Origin of the sequence: Pseudoxanthomonas sp. Root630 (genome assembly GCF_001427585.1) — a bacterium.
Classification (GTDB): domain Bacteria; phylum Pseudomonadota; class Gammaproteobacteria; order Xanthomonadales; family Xanthomonadaceae; genus Pseudoxanthomonas_A.
The window spans coordinates 586,540-603,207 of record NZ_LMGY01000001.1; the positions used below are offsets into that span (position 1 = coordinate 586,540).

Annotated in this window: 18 protein-coding genes and 2 pseudogenes; 4 read left to right on the plus strand and 16 right to left on the minus strand. The window is 65.5% G+C overall.

The window, feature by feature from the left end; translation table 11 throughout:
- Positions 1–34 precede the first annotated feature (34 nt).
- A complete protein-coding gene (locus ASD72_RS02805; protein WP_200948802.1) occupies positions 35–700 on the plus strand; it encodes a TetR/AcrR family transcriptional regulator in 666 nt (221 codons plus the stop codon).
- 6 nt (positions 701–706) lie between these two features.
- On the opposite strand, the gene ASD72_RS02810 is transcribed toward ASD72_RS02805, so the two are convergent.
- The 9 genes and pseudogenes from ASD72_RS02810 to ASD72_RS02850 all read right to left on the minus strand — a co-directional run bounded on the left by ASD72_RS02810 (position 707) and on the right by ASD72_RS02850 (position 7,698).
- Positions 707–2,761 (minus strand): DUF3363 domain-containing protein, encoded by a 2,055-nt coding sequence (locus ASD72_RS02810; protein ID WP_056878421.1) that lies wholly within the window; start codon positions 2,759–2,761, stop codon positions 707–709.
- 289 nt (positions 2,762–3,050) lie between these two features.
- On the minus strand, positions 3,051–3,944 hold the full coding sequence (locus ASD72_RS02815) for a lytic transglycosylase domain-containing protein (protein ID WP_235577908.1): 894 nt from the start codon (positions 3,942–3,944) through the stop codon (positions 3,051–3,053).
- Positions 3,945–3,984: 40 nt separating this feature from the next.
- Positions 3,985–4,320, minus strand: coding sequence for a DUF736 domain-containing protein (locus ASD72_RS02820; RefSeq protein WP_056878422.1), 336 nt, complete (start codon positions 4,318–4,320; stop codon positions 3,985–3,987).
- Between the two features lie 67 nt (positions 4,321–4,387).
- Complete coding sequence (locus ASD72_RS02825; protein ID WP_056878423.1) at positions 4,388–4,933, minus strand: S26 family signal peptidase; 546 nt, start codon at positions 4,931–4,933, stop codon at positions 4,388–4,390.
- Positions 4,930–5,451, minus strand: coding sequence for a DUF2840 domain-containing protein (locus ASD72_RS02830; protein ID WP_056878424.1), 522 nt, complete (start codon positions 5,449–5,451; stop codon positions 4,930–4,932). Before ASD72_RS02830 ends, ASD72_RS02825 begins: the two co-directional genes overlap by 4 nt.
- Entirely contained in the window at positions 5,448–5,702 is a 255-nt protein-coding gene (locus ASD72_RS02835; RefSeq protein WP_056878425.1) for a hypothetical protein, read from the minus strand. Before ASD72_RS02835 ends, ASD72_RS02830 begins: the two co-directional genes overlap by 4 nt.
- Positions 5,699–6,352 (minus strand): ParA family partition ATPase, encoded by a 654-nt coding sequence (parA, locus tag ASD72_RS02840; RefSeq protein WP_056878426.1) that lies wholly within the window; start codon positions 6,350–6,352, stop codon positions 5,699–5,701. Before parA ends, ASD72_RS02835 begins: the two co-directional genes overlap by 4 nt.
- 275 nt (positions 6,353–6,627) lie before the next feature.
- Positions 6,628–7,428, minus strand: a pseudogene (locus tag ASD72_RS02845) (replication initiator protein A); the annotation flags it as partial.
- The gene (locus ASD72_RS02850; RefSeq protein WP_056878428.1) at positions 7,429–7,698 is read right to left on the minus strand and encodes a helix-turn-helix domain-containing protein; all 270 of its coding nucleotides are present in this window, start codon (positions 7,696–7,698) and stop codon (positions 7,429–7,431) included.
- A gap of 230 nt (positions 7,699–7,928) precedes the next feature.
- Here ASD72_RS02850 and ASD72_RS02855 point away from each other — a divergent pair, with 230 nt between their 5' ends.
- Genes ASD72_RS02855 through ASD72_RS02865 form a run of 3 tightly spaced genes read left to right on the plus strand, consistent with a single transcriptional unit; the run spans position 7,929 to position 9,648 of the window.
- Entirely contained in the window at positions 7,929–8,384 is a 456-nt protein-coding gene (locus ASD72_RS02855) for an Lrp/AsnC family transcriptional regulator (RefSeq protein ID WP_056878429.1), read from the plus strand.
- Positions 8,384–9,010: a LysE family translocator gene (locus ASD72_RS02860; protein WP_056878430.1), complete on the plus strand. Its 627-nt coding sequence runs from the start codon at positions 8,384–8,386 to the stop codon at positions 9,008–9,010. The genes ASD72_RS02855 and ASD72_RS02860 overlap by 1 nt, the downstream gene beginning before the upstream one ends.
- A 23-nt stretch (positions 9,011–9,033) precedes the next feature.
- Entirely contained in the window at positions 9,034–9,648 is a 615-nt protein-coding gene (locus ASD72_RS02865; protein WP_056878431.1) for a LysE family translocator, read from the plus strand.
- A gap of 43 nt (positions 9,649–9,691) precedes the next feature.
- On the opposite strand, the gene ASD72_RS02870 is transcribed toward ASD72_RS02865, so the two are convergent.
- The 7 genes and pseudogenes from ASD72_RS02870 to ASD72_RS02895 all read right to left on the minus strand — a co-directional run bounded on the left by ASD72_RS02870 (position 9,692) and on the right by ASD72_RS02895 (position 16,438).
- The gene (locus ASD72_RS02870) at positions 9,692–10,180 is read right to left on the minus strand and encodes a DUF2285 domain-containing protein (RefSeq protein ID WP_056878432.1); all 489 of its coding nucleotides are present in this window, start codon (positions 10,178–10,180) and stop codon (positions 9,692–9,694) included.
- A 106-nt stretch (positions 10,181–10,286) separates the two neighbouring features.
- A complete protein-coding gene (locus ASD72_RS20380) occupies positions 10,287–10,541 on the minus strand; it encodes a DUF6499 domain-containing protein (protein ID WP_200948804.1) in 255 nt (84 codons plus the stop codon).
- Between the two features lie 261 nt (positions 10,542–10,802).
- A complete protein-coding gene (locus ASD72_RS02875) occupies positions 10,803–11,648 on the minus strand; it encodes a DUF932 domain-containing protein (protein WP_056878433.1) in 846 nt (281 codons plus the stop codon).
- A 391-nt stretch (positions 11,649–12,039) separates the two neighbouring features.
- Positions 12,040–12,354 carry a DUF736 domain-containing protein gene (locus tag ASD72_RS02880; RefSeq protein ID WP_056878434.1) on the minus strand — a complete coding sequence of 105 codons (315 nt, stop codon included), beginning with the start codon at positions 12,352–12,354 and terminating at the stop codon, positions 12,040–12,042.
- A gap of 419 nt (positions 12,355–12,773) precedes the next feature.
- Positions 12,774–14,013 (minus strand): annotated as a pseudogene (locus ASD72_RS02885) (IS701 family transposase); the annotation flags it as partial.
- 373 nt (positions 14,014–14,386) lie between these two features.
- Complete coding sequence (locus tag ASD72_RS02890; protein ID WP_056878436.1) at positions 14,387–15,556, minus strand: IS91 family transposase; 1,170 nt, start codon at positions 15,554–15,556, stop codon at positions 14,387–14,389.
- A gap of 9 nt (positions 15,557–15,565) precedes the next feature.
- Positions 15,566–16,438, minus strand: coding sequence for a tyrosine-type recombinase/integrase (locus tag ASD72_RS02895; protein WP_056878437.1), 873 nt, complete (start codon positions 16,436–16,438; stop codon positions 15,566–15,568).
- Positions 16,439–16,668: the final 230 nt, after the last annotated feature.

The following is a 16,668-nucleotide window of genomic DNA, read 5'->3' on the forward strand; positions in this document are numbered from 1 at the left end:
CACTGTGCAGTGCAGTCAACAGGAGAAGAATGCCTTGTCAGGTCCGCGTTCCCATGCCGGGAAAACCGTTTTGCCGCAGAAGGACACCGTTCGCGCGGAGACGCCGAAGCGGGACGCCATTCTGGACGCGGCGACGCGCGTGTTTCTGGCACACGGTTACGAGGGCGCGAGCATGGACCTCGTGGCGAAGGAATCCGGCGCGGCGCGGTGCACGGTCTATAATCAATTCGAGAGCAAGGAGGCGCTGTTCGCGGCGGCCGTCCAGCGGGTCTGGTGGGATTTTCCGGTGGTGGAGATCACGGCAGACAGGCAAGCCCTGAATGACCCGACCGTGGGACTCGGCCGTCTCGGCAAGGCGATCGTCGATTTCTGGGAACCGCCGATCGCCGTCGCCTTCCTGCGCATGGTCATCAGCGAGGGTACGCGGTTTCCCGACCTGCCGCGCAACTTCTTCGAGGCCGGCAAGGCGCCGGCCATGCGCGCCTTGATCGGCTATCTGAAGCAGATCAATGAGAACGGAACGCTCGCCATCCCCGATGCCGAACTGGCCGCGCGGCAGTTCCTCGGCCTGCTCAACGAACCCCTTCTGTGGCTGCGCGTCGTCGGTGTCGGAGAGGCGCCATCCGCCACCGAGCGCAAGCGCGTCGTCGAGGAAGCCGTTGCGATGATGATGGCGCGGTATAGTCCCGCGAGGAATTGAAGAGCATCAAATCCCCAATCCCCGCTGCCGCCCCAACTGCCAGGACACCGATCCGCTCTGGACGATGCCTGACACCTCGCGATCGAGCTGCCGGTCGATGACGGGCCGCCACGGGACAAGGGTGAACTCGTGGGACTTCTCGACGATGGCGAACTTGCCGCTCGATAGCTGCACGGTCCCGGTGAACTTCCCCGTGACGGTCTCGCCATCGGCGGCGGCGCGGAATGGCAGCGTCTTCTTCGCCGCCAATTCGTCACCGGCACGGGCGACTTCACGCTCCTGAAGCGTGGCGATCAGGTTACGGCGATAGGCGGTGCGGCCATCGACCTGACGGATCGCATCGCCACGGTCGATCAGGGTCTCGCGGCGGCGATCCATCGCCTCGCGAACCTGCTCTCCGAACCCCGACACCGACAGGTCCGATGTACCCGCGCCGACCAGCCAGCGGTCGAGCCAGGTTGCGCCGTCCGATCCGATCTGGCGATCGAGGTCGAAGGTCGAGAGGACGCGGATATTGGCGCGGGCGTTACGCCCCGCGTCATGGGCGGCGACGCGCGCCTCGAAATCATCCGGGATACGCCATTGATCGGCGTCGATCCGCTCGGCGATCCCGGCCCGTCGTAACGCCTCCAGCCGGCGAACATGGGCATCGACGAAACCCTCATATTCCCCGCCCGGCACGCGGCCCTCGAACCGGGCCTGCTCCAGATGGCGGCTCGGCCGATAGATGCCGTCCTCGGCCATGCCGATGATGGCACGATCGGACGGGCGAGCTGCGCCGTCCGCCGGGCCGATCTCGACGACGCTGCCGATGCGGGCGTCTTCAACGCGGGCCGGATCGATGCCGGAGACATGGTGCGTGCGCCCGTCGATCCCATCGACCACCAGCGTCAGGTTCTCGCCCAACTCGTCGGAAAGATGCTTGTCGATGACGCGCCCGATGATCGGCGTCGCCGGCGCGGCATCGTGAATCTCGAAGCTCATCGGATCGCGCTCGGCGCCCTCGGCCCGGAGCGCCTTCTGCATGGTGCGAACGATGTCGCCACGCTCGCCCATCTCGCGCAGGGTCGGCTCCAGCCTTTCGCTCAATTCCCAGACGCTCGGCGCGTGCTCGGTGGCTAGGCCCATGTCGCCGAGCTTGCCGAGACGGCGCAGGCGCAGGGTTCGGTCGGACTGGCCGCGCAGATCGCCCGGTTCATGGCGCAGATCGATAAAACGGTCATCGGCCTCGGCGATCATCGCCCGGTCGATCCGCGTAAGCCGATCCTGGTCGATCTCGGCCGCGAGTTTGCGGCCCTGTTCGATCTCGGTGACGGGGCCGAGTTCCAGCGCCGCCAGTTCGCTCGCCCGCTCGCGGATGCCATTGGCGAGATAGTCGCCATTGATGACGAGATCCTCGCCCAGCGCATCGCGGCCGTTGACGATGACGTGGACATGCGGATGGCCGGTGTTGTGGTGATTGACCGCGACCCAATCGAGCTTGGTGCCAAGGTCGGTCTCGACCTGCGCCATCAGCTCGCGGGTATAGCCCGTCAGGTCGGCGAGATCGGCGGCGTCCTCGGGCGAGACGATGAAACGGAACTGGTGGCGATCATCCTTGCCGCGATCAAGGAAGGCATCACCATCGGCACGATCCTCGCCCGCCGAATAGAGCTGCCCGCGCTCGCCATCGCGTGACGTGCCGTCGCGCTGGATATAGCGCAGATGGGCGGCCGCCTTGCCGCTCTTGCCCGCGCCCTTGACGAAGCGGGTCTTGATGACGACGCGGCGCATTCCCGGCGCGCTGTGCCGCCAGCCGCCGGCGATGTGGCGGGACTGGACGAAGCTGGCGCCCCGGCCGCGCCGGACGCCCGGTCCCGCGAAGGTATTGTGCTTCGGACCTGCCTTGCCGGACGAGGCCGACTTCGCCGATGCCGAGTGGCGCGAGGATGCCGCCGTGCTCTGCTGGCGGGCGATCTTCTTGACCTGGCTGAAGAAGCTCTTCGTCTGCCCCGCCTTCGGCGCGTCGGAGCGGACGCGGCCGGGCCTTGGCCGGAAGCGGTTGTCGTCGTCGCCACTCATGGCCGATCCGCCCGAAACCGTCGATTTGGGCGCAGAGTGCCGCGAAAAACGCGGCGGATGCTGGCTTTGCCGCGCCTCGCGGCACCATGACGGCCCGGAGACGGTGCCGTCCGGAACAGTGTGCAGACAAGGGCTTGCCCCCCGGATCGGCCCCATAGGGTGCCGCCCGGTTTTATCTTGCCCTCCCGCCTTCCTACCTGTTCTGCCCCTTCTGCTGACGGATGAGACTGTCGCCAGCCCCATCCGCTGCACACTGAAACCTGCCACGCGATCCCGCCGACTACGATCCTCATGGTCGTGATCCGGTGCTCGCCCGCGCGACGAACAGGCCGCCCGACTGCGGCACGATGGCGGAGACATCGCGCACGGGCAGAGCCGGTCCAACATCGTTCGACCGACTCTCGGCCTGCACGCGATCGACAACGGGACCGCGATCCGGCTGCGCGACGAAGAGCGGCGCACGAGTCCATGCCGACTGATCGGCCACCGCGACCATGACAGGCGGGACGGTCACGCCGCTGTCGATGACCGGCGCGATGGCGGCAACATAGGCGCGGGTTTCGGCGGGCAGCGGCCGACCAGACAGCGACGCCTCGTAGCGGCCGGGGCCGGCGTTGTAGGCGGCCAGCATGGCGGTGACGCTGCCGTAGCGGTCGTGCAGTTCGCGCAGGTAAGCCGTGCCCGCGAGGATGTTGTCGCGCGGGTCGTAGGGATCGCTGCCGAGCCGATGCCGGGCGCGCAGACCGGCCCAGGTGTCGGGCATGATCTGCATCAGTCCGATCGCACCGGCCGACGACACCGCGCGCGGATCGCCGGCGCTCTCGGCGCGCAGCACCGCCCTGATCCATGCGACCGGAACGCCGAACCGTTGCGAGGCTTCCGCGATCGGCGCGGCATAGGGATCGGCGGGTGCGCTGCGTTCCGCCGGTTGGGGCTGCGCCACGGCAGCGACGGGCAAAGCGCAGGCGAACAATCCCGCCAGCAGCAGGCGCGCGCATCGGACAGGCACACTGTCTCCGCTGTGATGCCAGCCTGCCAGCGTGCTCGCTACGGTCAAGGGTGCGCGCAAAGCGCCGGCGAAACGCCGCCCTTGACCTTCGATGCGCGCGCCGGCCGACTTGTGGTCGAGCGGGACGAAGGAATGAGACGGCTTTCCCGCGAACAAAGGAATGATCTTGGTCAACGCAATCGCGCGCGCGAACAGACTGACGGATCGCATGATGTCAGTCCTTCCCGTCGCGTTTTGGCAGGCGGCTCCAGTGCAGCGACCATGCGTTGCCGGTGTCGTCGTCACGGAAGAGGTTGGCCCGGACGGGTGCGAGGAAGGCGGGATCGTCGAGAGTGAGCGCGATATAGTCGCCGGCTTTCTCGCCGGTGCGTTTCCAGCCGGCGCCGATCTCCGGCCCGTCCGCGTCGCCGAGATGGACGCGGTAGTCCGGCGCGTTCTCGGCGTCGGACGGCTCGGCCGGAACGACATGGATGTGTCTCAGCAGCGTCAGTGTTTCGATGCGACCGGCAAAGCCGGATGGTTCGCGGGTGAACTGGCCGATTTGCGGCATGGGAAATCTCCGGCGGTGGCGTTGGGATAGCGATCGGCGAGCACCGCTCCCGCCGATCGAAAGCGGGTCAGTGGGTGGCGGCACGCCAGACGAAATGGTCGTCACCGGCTTCGTCGGTGTAGAGCGGCGTCGCCTTGCCGATGACGGTGCGTGCCGGGATCGGCCCGAAATAGCGGCCGTCGAGACTGTCCGGCACGGACGGATTCATCAGGAAGATGTCGCCGTCCGCGATGCGGCGGCAGCCTTGCCAGACGGGCAGTTCGCGGTCGCGCCGGTCGCGGTCGAGTGCATCGCCGAATGGCACGCCATCGACCGTGATCGTGCGACCGGTGCGGCAGACCTCTTGCCCGGAAAGCGCCGCCACATGCTTCATCAGCGGTACGTCGCGACCGATATAGCCGCGCTCCACCATGAAATCGGCGAGCGGCTTGTAGGGCATGACGGCGACCAGATCGCCGACACGAAGATTGCGCGGCGGATCGAGATCGTAGAGGCCGATCGGCACGCTGGCGGAAGCGTTCCAGACCAGACGCAGCGGCGTCGGGATGAAGGACGCGATGGCGATACCCATCACGGAAAAGTACGTCACCATGACATAGCCGAAGCGGGTCATTGTTCGATCTCCCGCCGCTTGAGCCACGCCTGATGGCGATCCGCCGTGTAGGGGCGCGGTTGGTGGCCCGCGCCGATGCGGTTGCCGACGTGTCGCCAGTGGTCCGGCGCGACCTCGCAAGCGTCGATGTCGGCCGCTTCCACCGCGTCGATATGGCGGAGCACCTGTTCGACCTTGGGCCAGCCTTCGATCTTCAGAAGGATGTCGCCGCCAGGACGCACGAAAGGCAGAGTCTGATAGGGTTCGCCGGCCTCCACCGCCCGCACGATGTCGATGCGCGAGATGATGGTGCCGAAGTCGTTGGCCGCCCAGCGGACGAAGGCGAAGATGCTGCCAGCGCGATAGGAGAAGAGACGGCGGCGGCGGTCCTGCACCTGTTCGTGAACCTCTCGGCCGAACCTGATCCAGTTCTCGATCCGCTTCTCGATATGCGTCAGCTCGACATGGGTGAGGCTGTCGGCCGGTAGCGCGGACGGCACGGGGCCGCCCCGCGCGCGGGGAACCGCGGCGGTGGTCATGATGGGTCTCCTTCGGTGGTTGGTGGAAATTCGCGCGCGAGCAGATCGCGCAGCATGTCGGCGACGGTGACGCCGCGCCGGAACGCGGCGATCTTGATCCGGCCGCGCAGCTCGGGCGTCACGTCGATGGTCAGCCGCGCGGTGAAGCCGCCGGCATCGCCGTCGCGCGGCGAAGCGTTCGCCGCCTTGATCCAGTGTTCGGGATCGGCCGGACGGGCGGCGAAGCCCCGGCGGGTCGGGCGCTCGCTCATGGCGCTACCCTCCCGATGCGCAGATGGTCGATCTCATCTGCCTGCGCCGCGATCTCGCGTGCGGCGGGCGTGTCGTCGTCCAGTTCGGACACCAGCCGTCCCGACTGTGCAGCGACGGCGAAGGCGATGCGTTGCCCGATGGTGGCGGCAAGCACCGGCGGATCGTGATCGGCCAGCGTCTCGGCCGTCTCACGGGCGAGCACGGTACGCGCACCGCATCGGTTGAGCACGAAGCGCGCGACCAGTTCGGGCCGGTAGATGCGCGCCTCGGTGATGAGCGCCAGCATTTCCGCCGAGGCCCAGCCGTCAAGCGGCGATGGCTGCACCGGGATCAGCACCAGGTCGGCCGCCAGCAGAGCCGAGCGCATCAGGGCGGCGACACGCGGCGGGCCGTCGATGACGATCACATCGGCGTCTCGCGCCAACTCAGGCGCTTCCCGGTGCAATGTATCGCGGGCCAGGCCGATGACGCCGAACGTGCGGCCCAGCCCCTCTCGGGCGCGCTGCTGCGACCAGTCCAGCGCCGAACCCTGCGGGTCGGCGTCGATCAGGGTGACGCGCTTGCCCCGTCGCGCCCATTCTCCGGCGAGGTTCAGCGCCAGCGTCGTCTTGCCGACGCCGCCCTTCTGGTTGAGGAGCGCGACGATCATGACGACCGCCTGCCGGCGGCACCGGCACCACGGGTCGCGCAGGCGCGCGCCAACAAAGAAGAGTTAGATTCTTTGTTAGACTCTAAGTTAGCAGCCGGATTCCGCGTTTCAGGCCAGAGACTTAACTGCGGTTCGTGCGCCCGAAATCCCGATAGTGCTGCGCCCGAAGTCCCGATACCGTTTGCGCCCGAAGTCACGAGCGTTTCCACACGGTTATACACAGGCACTGTGGATAAACCGGAGGGGCGGATTTGCATCATCTCGCGCCGCCCTTCGCGCCAGATGTCGAGGCGATAGCCGGGCAGCGGCTGGCGGGCGGCAATGCGGCGCAGATCGAGCGCGAAGTCGGAGAGGCGCGCGAGACTGCCCGATTTCTCGTGCAGGTGGGCGACCTCGAACAGCCAGCCATGTTGCTGGTGGCCGGCGTGCTTGCGGGCGACGCGGTAGAGCCAGCGTTCGATGCCGCCGGTCAGCCGGAAATAGGCTGGGTCGATGGTCAGGACCAGCGAACGGTCGATGACGCCGCGATAGAACCAGTCGGGCAGGACGAACTCCATGCCCTCGACGTGGCCGTCGCGGGTGGTCAATTCCTCCCATTCGTTGATCCAGGAGAACTGATGCCGCCGCCAATGCTCGCCGTGACGGATGGTGGTGCGGATCACAGTCGATTGCAGACGGGCGAGCGCGCCCTTCAGCAGGCGGTATTCGCGCGCGCCGGTGGCGCGGCCGACCGCCTGCAAGAGCTGGTAGGGTGTGAAGCGCAGGAAGCGCGAGGTGCGCAGGCCGTGGTTCTCGGCCTCGACGATCTGGCTGGCGGCCCAGATCAGCACGTCGGCGTCCCAGATCGTCGCCATGCCGTGTTCGGGCATCCCGAAGACTTCGACGCGCTGCCCGCCGGCCTCGTAGAGGATCGGCGCGATGCGCCTGGCCTTGGCAAGCGAGAAGAACGGCCGCTCCATGAGATCGCGCTGATCGCGGGGGCTGGCGTCGCCGGTGGCGACCACGAAGGGATCGAGCCGTTCGCGTTCGCTGCCCTCTCCAAGGCGTCTGCGGGCATGATGATCGGCGCCCGGCATTCAGCGGGACGCCTTTTCGGCTGCGGTCAGCGGCCGGGCGGGAAAGACACGGGTGGCAGTCTGCTCCGAGGCGGATTTGCGGATGCCGTCGTCAGTCCACGCCTGAAGGTCATCAACCGAATAGACGATGCGTCCGCCGATCTTGCGATAGGTCGGGCCGGTGCCGTAGGTGCGGTGCTTTTCCAGCGTGCGGATGGAAATGCCGAGGAAGCGCGCCGCATCGGGCGTGCGCAGGTATCGGGGCGGTAGCCCCGTTTTGGGATCAAGCATGATTGGATCTCCGGTCGGGTTCGAGCGGACTACCGAGGGCGGCAGCGGGCTATGGCGAACCCTGGCGAAGAAACGGCGGCTTGCAGCGTGCCGGAATCAGGGGGGTGCGATTTCGGCACCCCCATAGAGATTGCGGCAAAGCCGCGATGTAGCCGCAAAATCACTGGCGAAGGGCAACTCGCTCAATAATATTTGTTGATTATGGGCTTTATTCGGCATAAATTGCGGCCATGGACAACATTGACCGCAAAATCATCGGCCTTCTGGCCCAGGACGCCCGTCGCTCGCTGTCTGATATCGGCAGCGCAGTCGAAATGTCTGCGTCGGCCGTCAACGAACGTATCCGCCGCCTGACGGCAAGCGGCGCGATCCGCCGCACGACCGTCGACGCCGATCCGCAGACATTGGACCTGCCGATCCTCGCTTTTGTCTGGATCGCGCTCGCGCCGGGCACCGACGAGGCCGCGTTCCGCAACTATGCGGCGGCGCAACCGTCCATCGCCGAGTGCCATCACGTCACCGGCCCATGGTCCTATCTGATGAAAATCCACACTGGCTCACTCGCCGGGATCGAGGCGTTTTTGGCCGATATGAAGGGGCACGGGTTCCTCGCCCGCTCCGAAACGATCATCGCCCTGTCTTCGGTCGTGGACGGTCCTTTCATTCTGAAAGAGGGGATGGCCTGATGGACATTCTGTTGTTCGGCAAAAGCCTGCTTCTCGGCCTGGCGGTCGCCGCCCCGCTCGGGCCGATCGGCGCCTTGTGCATCAACCGCACGCTCGAACGCGGCTTTTGGGCGGGTGTGGCCGGAGGTCTGGGAACGGCGCTGGCGGATGCGATCTACGCGAGCCTTGCGGCGATCGGCTTTTCGGCGTTTGCGGCGACACTGGCAATGATCGACGCGCCGTTGAAGCTCGTCGGCGGTCTGTTCATGCTGTGGCTCGGCTGGAAGAGCACGAGGCCGAAGCCTCCGCGCCCGGCGGCGCAGGTCGGCACGCGAGACCTTCTCGGCACGGTCGCGGCGACGTTCCTTCTGACGATCACCAACCCGATGACCATTCTTGCCTTCGCCGCGATGTTCGCTGGCCTCGGGTTGGCCGATGCGCCCGGAGCGATCAATGCTGTTATCGTCGTTGCTGGCGTATTCCTTGGTTCGCTGCTCTGGTGGTTTGTCCTGAGCGGCGGGGTGGCGATGGCACGGCGGCGCTTGCCGGAAGGCTTTGCGGTTTGGGTGTCCAGACTGTCCGGGCTGATCCTGATCGGTTTCGGCCTTTATGCGCTCGGCTCGCTGCTTCACCTTGTAATTCGGTAGGTCACAACAATCGGGAGAACGGCATGGATATTTCGACCTTACTCGCCTTCGCGGCGGCCTTTTTCGTGTTCGCCGCCAGCCCTGGCCCGGACAACATGACCATCGTGGCGCGCACGATCTCGCACGGTGCAGCCTCGGGCATCGCCTATGGTGCGGGAACGGTCGCCGGAATCCTCATCTTTCTGACGCTCGCGGCGTTCGGCCTGTCGATCATCGCCGCCGAAATGGGGATCGTGATGACGATCCTGCGCTACGCTGGCGCTGCCTATCTGATCTGGATGGGTATCAAGCTCTGGACGGCCGAGCCCGTCGTGCCTGACCTGCGACCTGTATCCGAGCGGCGCGGCCTGCTGGCGGTCTTTGCGACGGGCGTAGCCCTCAACCTCGGCAATCCGAAGATGCCGCTATTCTACATTGCGCTGCTGCCAAACGTGGTCGGATCGTCGCTCACGCCCGGCCACATCGCGGCTCTGGCGGCCGTCATTCTGGCCGTCGAGGTGGTCGTGGTCGGGGGGCATGTGATGCTCGCCGGCCGTGCGCGCAGGCTGCTGCGGACGCCGACCATTGTGCGTCGCGTCAACAGGACGGCTGGCGGTGTCATGGTCGGCGCGGGCGTAGCGGTCGTGGCGTCACGATAAGCTCCGGCGCCACGAACATCTCGATAGACGATTTGCGATGTAGTCAGCGCCGACGCGGCAGGTGAACGGGATAGTGCAGCAGTTCGCGATAGCCGCCTCGCATGAGGCGTTCGCCGTCGGCAACCAGGCGGCGCGCCCGGTTCTTGCGGGGATCGGTTTCCCAATCGGCCTTGGCGCCACGAAAGCCGAGCAGGACTTCGGCGATCTGGCGATAGCTCGCGCCGGATAACCGACCGTCGAGCGCCCGCAAGGTCAGGATATGGCGGTCCCGCGTCTGCTGTGGCAACTCGGAACGCCAGTCTCCGGGCGGACGGCCCTGTAACGCGCGCCAGAAGTGCAGCATGGCGGCGACGCGCAATTCCAGCAGTCGATCGAACGGCAGGATGACGATGAAGGTGCCGGCATCGATCGGCAACGGCTCCGCCAGCCAGAATTGGTGCGCGGCGTCGTCAGATCGCCATAGGCCATGCGATGCGCCGTCTGACGCCATGCAAACGTCGAGGCCGGACAACCCCGACAGGTCCACCAGCATTTCGGCGGGATCGTCACCGGACGCCGGTGAAGTCCGTAGCTCGAAAGCGTGCGGTGATAAGGCAGGCAACCAGAACACCGGCGCCTCGGTGGAAGGCAAGTCCGGGTCAGCCGGGAAATCGCAACCCCCAGCGCTCGGCGAAAGCCGTCCGTGTCGGCGTCTCGCCACGCGGCTGGGCTTTCATCCGGCGAAAATCGCGACGATACGCGTCGTGGCGGCGAAGATATTCCCAAGCAAAACCGGCAGCGGCAATGCGTTCGGCATGTCCATAGGCTGCCGGTGAGCGCCAATCAGAACTCGGCATGGCGTCACCCTTTCTTCCCCGGCGATGATCGCCGCTGGAAAGATAGAGTGTCCACAACTTGGGGTATGCTTTGAAGTATTCGCAATATAATACGATGATCGTGCAAGTCGATCAATATTGGTTAATGATTTATACCTGATCCGAAGTATTTCTTCAAGTCTACGCGAGCCGGGCGTGCCCGGCGAGCGGCGGCCGCATTTTTGGGCGCGGCCGTTCCGCCGATCCGCACAAGCGGATCGGCGCAAAATCTGAAATCCGACATTGCAGAAAGATGTAAAGCCGTAGAACCGGATTGGCGGCTCTACGGCTTTGCGGGTTTCAGGCGGTCTTGAGGCGCTGCATTCCTTCCGCCAGCGTCCACAGCGCGCGATTGAGGCCGACATTCTGGTCGATGCCGTTGATGGCGCGGGTCTGGCTGCGGCGGATGCGGCCATCGGCGGTCTGGCGGCGTCCGCTGATCCCGCCCCGGATGAGGTTTTCCTGAATGACATTGAAGGTCTGCCAGAGGCTTTGCCCAACATCCTCGCGGCGGCGTGGGGCGATGATCTGATCCGGGCGAATCGGGCTTTCGTCCTCGCCGTAGCGGACGACAAGGCTCGCCTCGGCCAACACGGTCTGTTCGGCCTGCGTGAGACGGGTTTCCTTCATGCCTTCGGTGGCGTCGATCAGGCGCGGGAAGTCCTCCGCGACCGTGTAGACGCCTTCGATAATCTGATCCTGAATGCGGCCCGTGTGGGGCACGCGAACTTCCTCGAACCGCTCGCCCGCGATCATGCTGTTTGTGCAAACGAAGCGGAGCATTCCAGCAAACATCTGGTAGCTGGACGTTCCGTCATGCGAATTGACGATGATGACTTCCGCCGCCTCCGGCTTGCCGATGCCGTCATCGCGGCGCAGGCGCAGCATGTGCTTGGCATGGCCGACACGGTTCCCATCACGCGGAACCGCCTGCACGGCGAAGAACGGGAACCATCCTTCCCGGCGCAACCCCTCCAGAATCTCGATGGTAGGGACATAGACGTACCGCTCCGACCGGCTGTCATGGGCTTCGCGGGCGAACACGGATGGGACGTGGCGAAACAGGGCTTCATTGTCGAGGGCTTCACGCCCGCTGATCTGATGCGAATTGCGGCCGAACCGGGTGGCAAGGGTATGATAGCTCATGGTCTTGATCCTCTTGGGCTTGGGGTTCAGAGCAGCGAAGCGCGGCTCCTGAACCCTTGCCCGTCGGCGAGACCGGGGGGTGTAAGGCGCAAGGGCGGCCGGGTCGGAGGGGGATCACCCGGCCTGCACGGAACGAGGAACGACGTGGAGGAAGGCTGGGGATACCGTCCCGGCCGAGCGTCAGCGATCCCTTGCGCCGCGCCAGGGGGCAGCGCCCCCAAGCCACCCGTCCGGCATGAGCGCCAGCGGGCGCCGGGCATGAAGATCGGATCAGGATGTGCAAAGCCGCCGAATCTAAAATCCGCATATCCTGATTGCCGTATTCTCTTGAAGGCGCAGACAAGTATGACGAAGCCCCGCTACTCAGGCGGGGCTTCGGAGGTGTCCGGGCTCAGTCTGCGCTGCGGCGGGACCAGATGAGGTTGTGAACCTCGCCGCCTTCGTCCTCGACCAGGCTGGCGTAGATCGGGGCTGGAAAGCTCGAATCGTCCAGCTTGACCGAGAGATAGTCGCGGCCGGTTTCGCGGGCGGTCTTCTTCCAGGCCGCGCCGAACTCGGTGGTGCCAGCGAAGATGCGATAGTCGGGACCGCGCTCGCTTTCGCCTGCCGCCGGGGCGAACTTGGCCTTGACGTTGAGGGTCAGGGTCTTGACCGTGCCGGTGATGTCGCCGTTCGCTGTCTTGGTGAAGGTGCCGATGGTCGCCATTGTCGTGTCTCCGTTGCTCGGGCCGCGCCTATCGCGTCCTCGATGGCGGTCGTGAGACCGGAGGCGATCAGCCCGCACCCACAGGGCCGGAATGAAATGGAGGGCAGTCGACGACGGCTTTTTTGCTTCGCGATGCAAAGCGTGCTCGCACGCGGCGGAAAAAAGCCGGTGACGGACGTTGCGGGAGGATGGTCGAGGCGGAGCCGGTCTTCGGTCAGACCCATGCCTTTCGAGGACGCCGTAGGTGCGCCCCTTCAGGACGGCAGAGAAACGATGATACGATCTAGCACTACTTTGGCAGAATTTTAGAGCTGAACCAGCGGCGGCAGTGCGGACATCGTGTTGATGGTTGCTCTTCGAAGGCCGTGATGATGGTCGCGCGGACCGCTGGCAAGGTCGGCTGAGGCGGCGGGCCCTGGATTCTTTTTTTCCCGCTTCGCCTGCTTGAGGCGCCGGGATTGAAGGAAGGCATAGGCGATCATGGTCATGAGTGCGTGCCGGTGCAGCCCCGTCCATGATCGTCCCTCGAAGTGATCGAGGCCGAGTTCCTCCTTCAGTTGCTGATGCGCCTGCTCGCAGATCCAGCGTGCCTTGATGGCGCCGGCCAAGCGCTTGAGCGACGTGTCGGCGGGCAGGTTCGAGAGGTAATATTTGTGCTCTCCATTCGAGCGGTGTTCGCCGATCAGCCAGGCCTCTTCTCCCGGCAGATGCTGCTGTCCCATGTCACCGATCCTCTGGGGCGGCCCGTCTGCCACCCTGATCCGCATGGCGGCGAAGCGAGCCTTCAGCGGTCCCTTGGTGCCACGCCGCCAGCTCAGCGTGCGCCAGGGCGCCGTCGCCAGCATCTTCTCCGCCGATATCGACTTCGCATCGGGCACATGGTTCTTCCGCGGGCGGCCACGCCCGGAAACGGGGAAGACGAGAGCCACGTCGACCGGATAGACTTTCTGGCGTGCTCCTATGCCGACGGCCCAGGTGAGGCCACGCTCGCTCAAACCCTGCCGGAATGGCGCGGAGAGGCCATAACCGGCATCAGCCAGCACGCAGCCGAAGCGCAGGCCGGCCGTGCGCGCCCGATCGATCTCGGCGAGCGCGATCTCGGGCTTGGTCCGATAGCCTGCGTGATCGTTCGGCACGCCGGCTCGGGCCAGTCGCGCGGGATCGCTCGTCCAGCTCTCGGGCAGAAACAGCCGCAAGCCCACCATGACCGGAACTTCGCCGGAAGCCAGCGTCAGCGACACCAAGGTCTGGCAGTTGGCGTTCTTGCCCAGGGCCGAGGCGTATTGCGGCGCGACGCCGACCGAGCGCTCGCCCTTGTTCGGCAAAGCCGTGTCATCGACGATCAGCCAGGCCTCGCTGCCGCCGACCATCCGATCCGCCTCGGTGAGAAGAGCCTTCTCCAACGGTGCCGCGTCCCAAACACCGCCGGCGATGAAGTGATGAAGCTGGTCGTAGCCGACGCCACCATCGCGCGCCGCCATCGGCTGGACGCTCTTGCGATCACCGGCACCAATCAGCCCCGCCACATAGGCCGGACACATCCGCGCTCGCACCTTGTGCCGCAGAGCATCGAGAAAGGGCGTAAGCCAGCCCTCGAGATCAGACTTCCAGCGCTCGTCCATGGCCGGCCCTCCAGAAAGCCGACCACCCATGAATCACGCAATCCGCGCCGCGGGAATCTGGAGGGTTCTGTGAGGTCGCGGGGCGCAACGCGGGCGTCCTGGCGCTGTGTGCGCGACCTCATTGAAGCCGGATTGAACGAACCCGCTGACGCGCGCGCTGTGCTATGGATATTGTTGTTCGCGGGTGGGTCCGGGCATGACCTCGAGGCTCTGCACGTGTTCGCCGACATGTTCACCGCGGGGAATAATCCGGCCTGTGTATCGGCCCGGAAGCGTCGATTTGCGTGGTTGCGGCGCGCTTGGTGGGGGCCGACGCCGCGCCCAAGATTGGCGTGGGCGCGCGTCATCGTCGCATCGATCAGCAATGTCGCCGCGATGCCGGAGTGGTCGATCAGAGCCGCGAAGCATGCTCATGATGTGTTGGGCCATCGCCGCGCTCGGGCGAAGGTCGCGGTGATTTGCAAGCTGCCACCACAGCATGGGCAGACGCTGGGATCGAAGGGATGCCGCTGCGTTCGAGGCTTGGCAGGTACCGCGGGTTCGCCTGGCGTGTCGGCGAGTAGATGCCGGATCTGCGCGAGCCTGGCACGGCGGATGCCGTTGGCGAGGAAACCGTAATGCCGGATGCGGTGAAATCCGTCGGGCAAGCAGTGGAGCAGGAAGCGGCGAATGAACTCGTGGGCCTCAAGGGTCATGTCGCGCGATGCGTTGCCGTGGCGATAATCCTTCCAGCGGAAGGTCACGCTGGTGTCGTCGGCGCGCACCAGTCGGCTGTTGGCGATGGCGACGCGGTGGGTGTAGCGGCCAAGATAGGCCAGCACGTGCGCGGGCGAGCCGAATGGCGGCTTGGCATAGGTGATCCAGCGCTTCCTGCGCAGCGCGCGGATCGTCTCGGCAAAGCATCCGGCATCGTGGAGTGACGCCAGGTTGCCGAAGAACTGCAACTGCCCGGCAGCATGGGCGGTCAGCAGCCGTTCGATGAACACCCTGCGGAACAGCTTGGAGAGAACATGGACGGGCAGGAAGAAGCTGCGCCGGCACGATCTCCAGCGAGAGCTACCGTCGGCAAGCACGCCGCCGGGGACAAGGCAATGAATATGGGGGTGATGGGTCAGCGTCTGCCCCCAAGTGTGCAGGATACCGATAAAGCCAAGCTCGCCGCCCAGACGATGCCGAGGATCGGCGGCGATGGTCTTGAGCGTCGCGGCGACGGCTTCAAACAGGATGCCATAGAGCAGCCGCTTGTTCTGGTAGGCGATCGCAGCGACCTCGCCGGGCACGGTGAATACGACATGGAAATAGGGAACGGGCAGAAGGTCGGCTTCGCGATCGGCAAGCCACTGGTCGCGGGCGGCGCCTTGGCACTTGGGACAATGCCGGTTGCGGCAGGAGTTGTAGGCGACCCGGCTATGTGCGCAGTCATCGCAGGTCTCGACGTGCCCACCGAGCGCCGCCGTCCGGCACAACTGGATCGCGGACATGACGCGGCGTTCCACCCGACCGAGGTGGCCGTCGTGAGCCTGAGCATAGGCAGTGCCGTGGCGGCGGAAGATATCCGCCACCTCCAATGTCGAGCGCACGGCGGCGCGTCAGGCGGGCGGCACCACCTCGAGGGTCAAGCGATCAAGCGGGCTCTGCGCCGCAGCGATCGTGGTCGTGGCAACCTGCGTGTAGCGCGCTGTCGTCGACAGGCTGTTATGCCCCAGCAAAACCTGGATGATGCGAATATCGACGCCGCTCTCAAGAAGATGGGTGGCAAAGCTGTGCCGCAACGTGTGCACGCTGACCTTCTTGGTCAAGCCTGCCGCCTTGGCGGCGGATCGGCACGCCGAATGCAGAACGGTAACGTTGATCGGCCCGTCTTCCCGTCCCGGGAAAAGCCAGTCCGTTGGCCGCGTCAGGCGCCAATAGGTGCGCAGGATATCGAGCAGTTGGGCCGACAGCATCACCGTGCGATCCTTGGCGCCCTTGCCATGCCGCACCTGGAGAAGCATCCGGTCGCTGTCGATATCGCCGACCTTGAGGCTCACGACCTCCGATACGCGAAGTCCGGCGGCATAGGCTGTGGTCAACGCCGCCCGCGCCTTCAACGACGGCACCGCTTCGAGAAAGCGCACCACTTCGTCAGCGCTCAAGATCGCCGGCAGCTTGCGGGGCATCCTCGCATAGGCAATCCGCTCGGGTATCTCGCCCCGGTTCAGCGTCACGCCGTAGAAAAAACGCAGAGCGCACACGGTCTGGTTGAGCGCCGGCCAGGATATCCCCTGTGACACGAGATAGACCTGAAATGCCCGGACATCCTCGAGCCCGAGCCGATCCGGCGAACGTCTGAAATAGCGGCTGAACTTCGTGACGGCGTGCAAGTACGATCGTTGCGTCGCCGGCGACAGGTTGCGCAGCATCATGTCGTCGATCATACGGCGGCGCAGCGGGCTCACCGCTGTCGTGGTGGTATCAGCCATGGGATGGTCTCCTGATCAGGGGTTGGTCTTCAGCAACCAAACCTTCCCATCAGGAGGCCATTCCAGCCAATACGCTCACCCCTCCCGCGTCAGCGGGTTCGTTCAATCCTGAATGTCGATCCGACCTAGGCCCCTGTCACGCGGTGAACCTAGCGATGGCATCCCCGGTATGGCCTGCGCTGTTCCTGAACAAGGCTGTTTGTGTGCTACCGGCGCAGGCGAAGGTTGCG